This window comes from Dysgonomonas sp. BGC7, assembly GCF_001261735.1.
Classification (GTDB): Bacteria; Bacteroidota; Bacteroidia; order Bacteroidales; family Dysgonomonadaceae; genus Dysgonomonas.
Map to the genome: position 1 here is coordinate 232,745 of NZ_CVRP01000013.1, position 6,497 is coordinate 239,241.

Annotated in this window: 4 protein-coding genes; all 4 read left to right on the plus strand. The window is 37.9% G+C overall.

The features are described from left to right. Nucleotides 1–114 precede the first annotated feature (114 nt). The 4 genes from BGC7_RS13210 to BGC7_RS13225 all read left to right on the plus strand — a co-directional run bounded on the left by BGC7_RS13210 (nt 115) and on the right by BGC7_RS13225 (nt 5,833). Entirely contained in the window at nt 115–1,152 is a 1,038-nt protein-coding gene (locus BGC7_RS13210) for a FecR family protein (RefSeq protein WP_050702067.1), read from the plus strand. A gap of 146 nt (nt 1,153–1,298) precedes the next feature. Then, nucleotides 1,299–4,475, plus strand: a complete 3,177-nt coding sequence (locus BGC7_RS13215) for a TonB-dependent receptor domain-containing protein (protein WP_087880077.1) — start codon at nt 1,299–1,301, stop codon at nt 4,473–4,475. A gap of 13 nt (nt 4,476–4,488) precedes the next feature. Next, the gene (locus BGC7_RS13220; protein WP_157258728.1) at nt 4,489–5,466 is read left to right on the plus strand and encodes a hypothetical protein; all 978 of its coding nucleotides are present in this window, start codon (nt 4,489–4,491) and stop codon (nt 5,464–5,466) included. A gap of 112 nt (nt 5,467–5,578) precedes the next feature. Continuing rightward, nucleotides 5,579–5,833, plus strand: coding sequence for a hypothetical protein (locus BGC7_RS13225; protein WP_050702070.1), 255 nt, complete (start codon nt 5,579–5,581; stop codon nt 5,831–5,833). The last annotated feature ends 664 nt before the right edge of the window (nt 5,834–6,497 follow it).

Genomic DNA, 6,497 nt, shown 5'->3' on the forward strand with positions numbered 1-6,497 from the left:
ATTAACAGTAACAGGTTTGATATAAAAATGTAACATTTTCGTTACCCCAAAATGGATGAACAAAATCGTTTATTTATTTAGAGGGGAGATATAACTCTTAGAAATATATTTTTTATGAAAAAGGAACAAGAGCAATATTGGAAAACAGTAATCCACACGATTAATCTATTCAAGCGCTATTTTGCAAATGAACTCGACAGCAAAGACCGAGAGTGGATTGAGAATTGGAAACCGGATAAGGATACAGATTCTTCCGGACAAAAATCTATCAGTGCCAACGTTGTGGAGAGACATGGAATGCTGGTGAAAAAAAAGGTGTTTAATCAGTTGGGGATACAAAATCAGGAAGAGGAGCCTTCCATGAAAAGGAATTTTTTCACGGTTCCCCGGCTCGTTAAATATGCATCTGTTGCAGCAATTGTATCTATTGTCATAGGTGTTTCCTATTTTATGATTCATCCCGATTCTTTATTTAAAGAAAATCTGGCATTTGTTAAAAATGAAAGACAATTGTTTGCACAGACGGGTGATTTGCAAACCAAAGAAGTTCAATTACCTGATGGAAGCAAGATTCATATAAACAGTAACTCCAGTATTGAGTATCTGCAAAAAGAGTTCGACAAGGACAAACGGGAGATATGGCTTGAAGGGGAAGCTTATTTCGATGTAGCTAAAAATCCTGAAAAACCGTTCATTATACATAGTAAAGAAATCACAACGATAGTACATGGTACAAGTTTCAATATAAAAGCCTATGAGTGCATCGGAGAAATAAGTGTAACAGTTGAAACCGGAAGAGTGGAGGTTCGTTCGTACCAATCTGTCATAGGCATGTTAACTCCTAACAAACAATTAGTTTACAAAGAAAAGAATAAAGCGCATGTGATAGCTGACAGGAACTGGGGAGATGCAGCCGCATGGATGGACAAGAGGCTGGTATTGCAAGACGCGAATGTCAATGAACTGAAGATACGATTGAAACAAATATATGGAATGGATATAGTTGTTGATAATGATGTGCTGACCAACAGTATATTAAATGCTTCATATCCGGAGGGAACAAAAATAAATAGTGTCTTGCTGGGTATTAGTGAGATATATGATATAAAATATTCCATCGATGAAAAAGAAAAAATAGTTCGCCTTTATTAATAATTAGAACATGGTAAAAAGAGAAGAATAACATTCTTCCTTTGGGGAGAACAGCTCTTTCCTTGTCTTTAACAAAGCTTTAGGCTCAGATATAAACAATTAATAATGAAATTATTAAAACAAAAAAACATTAAATAAATAAAGAAATGAAAGTTATAAATCTAAAATGTATTTTCCTCCTGTGGGGAATATTTATTTGGTCAATGGTTCTTCACGCCCAGTCGACAGAGATCCATTATCCCGGAGAATCGTTGAAGTCACGCCTAGAACGCATAATAAATACCAGTCATAAAAATATCGTTTATGACACTAAACTTTTGGAGCAAATAAAAGTTTCACCTCTTGAATCAAGCGAAACAAATATTGAACACTTATTGTCTCTGAGCCTTAAATCAACAGGCTTAGCTTTCAAGAAGATAGAAGATGGCTCTTACATAATAAAGAAAGAAGCGGTAGAAAAGATAACGGATGTCGCTGCTAAAGAAAAAGGCAAAGGCTCTCTTTCCGGAACGATTCTCGACGAAAAAGGCGTACCCATTACCGGAGCAACAGTGGTAGTAAAAGGTACGACGACCGGCACGACGACCGATGTGGACGGCAAATACACCTTGTCTCATATTCCGACAGGAACTACTACGATACAGATTAGCTTCATGTCATATGAAACCCTACAGGTTAATGATGTGAAGATCGTGGCAGGCAAAACCACTCCTTTAGATGTAGTATTGAAAGAATCCATGCAGCAATTGGGCGAGGTGGTGGTAACGGCAAGTTACAATCAGGCTTCAGCAACAGGACTCTATGCCAAGCAAAAAAACATAGCGGCTATGAGCGACGGAGTCAGTGCCGATATGATCAAAAAGACCAGTGATAATAATGTGGCACAAGTTCTGAAACGTGTATCAGGAGTTACTATCGACAACGGCAAATATGTAACTGTGCGTGGCATGAGTGAACGGTACAATAACGTACAACTTAATGGTGCTTCACTTCCCAGCACTGAGCCCAACCGCCGTAATTTTGCTTTTGATGTTATCCCTTCCGGTCTGGTGGATAACGTGACTATCAGCAAAACCTTTACACCGGATATGCCGGGTGAATTTACAGGGGGATTGGTCGAAGTAAATACATTAACGGTTCCCGATGAAAAATTTCTAAATCTTGGAATTGGAACAGGAATGAATACGATTAGTACAGGAAAGGATTTTTACAGTACTAAACGCTTCGGCTCCGACTGGTTCTTTGGTGAAATTGACAAACGAAAATGGTATTCAGGAGGGGATGAAGCCGCTACCGCACAGAACATCACGAATGCGGGACAAAAGAACACCTATGGTTTGGGTAAATATACAGCCATGCCACTTCAAAACTATAGCTTGACGGCTGGTCTTCCTTTCAATCTTGGAAAAAGCTCTTTGGGAGTTGTAGCAGCTTTAACATACCGTCACGAAGAAAATACAGAAGAGATCCTTGAAGGCAATATGATTACCCGTGATAGCATTTTTAGTCCATCGGGTAAAGGTTCATACCGTTATAAAGCCGCTACAAGTATTGGAGCAGTATTGAATACCGGTTGGCGGATGAGGGGACACAGCATTACCTGGCGTAACCTGTTTAATAACCGGTTTAATCATACCAACCAACAACGATTTATCAATAAATATTATGAAGGCCAAAAGCTCGTCGAACAATACAGCGTACCCTTGGTAAGCAGCTTGTGGCAAACGCAGGTAGATGGTAAACACAATCTTTTCGGAGGCAAGTTTATTGCATCTTGGAATGCCTCTTACAACGATATTACCCGAACCAATCCCGATGATCGGATGGCGCAAGGTGCTATTGTCGGAGAATCACCCGATGGAGCCAGTTTTGTTGATTGGGGATGGGCTACCGATTATGGCAATAGCTTCAATGTGGGCAGTGGACATATCATGTACAGTAAGTTGCACGAAACAAAGAAAAATATCGGAGCAAACCTGGAACATCCTTTCATTATACAAGGCAATCGTCAAAGTATAAAGATAGGATACCTGGGAGCATTTCGCAGAGCTGATTTTGAACAACAATACCTGAAAGCAATGAAGGCGAAGATTGATAATTCGATAAATTCTTTACCTATAGAAGAATTTTATGCTCCGCAACATTTCGGAAGTAACCCGCTAATATATGAGCTTTCGGGAATGCAAGGAACCAAGGCTGACTATTATGAAGGGGGACAAGATATTCATTCTACCTATCTGATGGGCGACTTCAGTTTTTTGAAAAAATTACGTTTGATTGGTGGTCTACGGATAGAGAAAACTGATATGCACGTAACTACTGAAATGCTGGAAAAAACAATAGGCGGAGGGATGATAGATAGTACAACCGTTATCAAAAAAACAGATTGGCTACCTGCGGCAACCCTTATTTACAGCATAACACCTGAATTGAATGCCCGAGCTTCATATAGCAAAACCCTTGCCCGTCCCGATTTCAGAGAGTTATCTCAATCCAGCTATTATAATGTAGATGACCGTGTATGGGTAATAAATGGTTCAGGTATTGAGCAAAGCCGTATCCATAATTACGATGTCCGGGTAGAATGGTATCCACGTCCGGGAGAAGTATTATCGGTCAGTTACTTCCATAAGAAATTCATCAAACCGGTGGAGATGGTTATGCGTATGCTAAGCGATATGCAGAATTTTGAAATGTACAATATGAATCTGGACAACTCCACGGCTAAAGGCATGGAATTCAACTGGCGAAAAGGATTAGGATTTATTTCCCCGTCACTACGGGATCTCTATTTTACAGGTAACTACACATGGATGAAAGCTAATGTAAAATATAATCAGGAGAAACTATTAAATCCGAATATAAAAGATTCGGATCCAGACTTCGATCGTGATCGTCCTCTACAAGGATTAAGCCCTTATACCCTCAATCTGGGGCTTGCATATGAAGGAAACATTATCGGTGCTGCTATCAACTATAACCGTAATGGGAGAAAACTGGTCTATGCCGGGGAAGAAACAAAATATGACCAATATGAAAATTCGCGAGATGTATTGGATCTACAATTTTCAACACGTTTGATGAAGGATCAACGTCTGGAATTAAAATTCAATATTTCCGACATTTTTAATCAGGATATTATAGTATATCGCAATACCCGGATAGTAGAATATACTGCTGAAAATCCCGATCCGGAAACAGGAAAATCGGGAACCGTTTACATGGATTTAGCAGGTGACATGAATTACAATAAAGGAGATTATGTTATGAGTCGGATAAAGAAAGGAATCAACCTTTCATTAAGCGCAAGTTATAAATTCTAAAATGAGACAAATTATGAAAAAGATAATAAATTATATAGCAATTGCTCTGATATTATTTTCGGCCACGAGTTGTGATAAAGAACCCGAACTGAATGAAAATCTACATGGTTATTATTCATTAAGTCTGGATATTGTATACCCATCTAATAGTCCTTATATCGCCGAATTTAATGGACAGAATATTTCTGAAACCAAATTCCTTAGAAGTATCGAGAAAGGAGAATTGAAAATATATCCGAAAGATGACAATACTCCTGAATTGGTCGTCAAGGATTATAATATCATCGAAAATGGAGAAAAAATACGTTTGATTAAGTTACCCGGACAGATTATTGAACTATATGAAGAAAAAAAATTCGTTACTCTTCAAAATAATATCCAATTCATGTCTGACAGATACAAAGCAGTTTTCAATGGGCAAGAATTGGCTAAGGGCTTGAACTATTATAAAAAAGCGAATGGGTTGAATGGAAATCTAGAAATGTATGAAGAAGGAACTCTTGACCCTATTTTATCACAACCATTCTCTCTCATAGAAACAGGAGCAAACGTAATAAACCTTTTACAACTTTCCGAAACATTATTTCTTGATGTTCCGGAAGATATCGAGCCTGATCCTGAGTCCGACCAATATACTAAGGTACGCTTTTTTTATACTCCCAATGTGTTCCCCGGAGTTGAAAAAATCAAATTAGAAGTACTTGAATATACAAATTTGACACCTTTAGGTTCTATCGAAATGAATGTCGGAGAGCTTTCTCCATATTTAACAATAGACTGGGATATAGTAACAAATGCAGGAGGGAATCTAAATGGATTATGCCAGATTATAACTGATGTGGAGACTGGAAATATCTTGGTAGATGGAGGAACTAATTATGATGCTGTAATTAATTTTATTAAGAATAATAATTATAAAAAAGTGACTTGTCAAATTCCGATAGGAGGTATAACCATAAATCCAATCGTTAATTTGAGCAATAAATGGTAACCTCTTTCTCTTTATATTAAATATTACAGTTCTTACCCTTAGGATAGGGTAAGAACTGTTTTAAGGTAATCAATGTCTATATGAATTCTATATCTGGGATTAACACATTAAAATGAGAGGAATAGAAAGACAAAAACATGAGCATCTGCTGCAATGCCTAGAGGAACTCTGCCTGTATACTATCGATTCGGATAAAGGGAAGGAGCTAGAAGCTAAGATAGCTACATTAACCGAAATCTATGAACGCTATATTTCATTTATACAGGAAGTGGGGTCGCTAATCGATCGCTACCATTCCCTCTACAGAGATATGCAAGTCAATACTTACAAAGAGCTTCGCCGGGTCAGGCGCAAACAAAAGAAATGAAAAATGCAGGAAGAGCCCGGAAAATCTCTTTCCGGCTTTTTCTTCTTTTTACAATTTTATTTAATACCATTCTAAAAAAAGAACAGTTATGAGTCCATTAAACAATTCGAGGCTGTTCCACATATTGGCAGAATCCTCACAGCAACATGCCACAAAGGCTGCATGAACAAGCGTACAACGAATTTGTAGAATAACTCATCTTCTATTGTAAGCAGGAGGTTGATCCTACCTTACTTCTACAGAACCTGCATGCCCTACGAATCGAGTTAAAGTCTTTCGAGACTGTAAATTTGATTTGTGAGAGTAAAAAAATGTAGTCAAAGATCTTTTCCTTACTAAAACGATCCATCTGTTAGTCTCCGAGCTGAAAATCCTCGAACAACAGATGCGTTATCCTGACTTCTTTAAAGAAAAAGCAGAGCCTGAACAGATCAATCCGCTGATTACCCTTTCTTCCTTACCTGCCGGTGTAAACCATATAGACATTATGGAAATTGCCAGTAGCATCTATTACCTGTTATTAGACATTGGCGTTCCAAAAGTCCTGTTTGCCTTTACCCATGTCGCCCGTACTTTCAGTATAGCTGACATACAAGACAGTATCTTATACACGTATTCTGTATCCTTTTCTAATTGCTCAATATTTTTATGAATAACTTTGAAA

Bases quoted from the DNA above. Each gene is read 5' to 3' on its own strand.
- BGC7_RS13210 (WP_050702067.1), top strand. From the start codon at position 115: ATGAAAAAGGAACAAGAGCAATATTGGAAAACAGTAATCCACACGATT.
- BGC7_RS13215 (WP_087880077.1), top strand. From the start codon at position 1,299: ATGAAAGTTATAAATCTAAAATGTATTTTCCTCCTGTGGGGAATATTT.
- BGC7_RS13220 (WP_157258728.1), top strand. From the start codon at position 4,489: ATGAAAAAGATAATAAATTATATAGCAATTGCTCTGATATTATTTTCG.
- BGC7_RS13225 (WP_050702070.1), top strand. From the start codon at position 5,579: ATGAGAGGAATAGAAAGACAAAAACATGAGCATCTGCTGCAATGCCTA.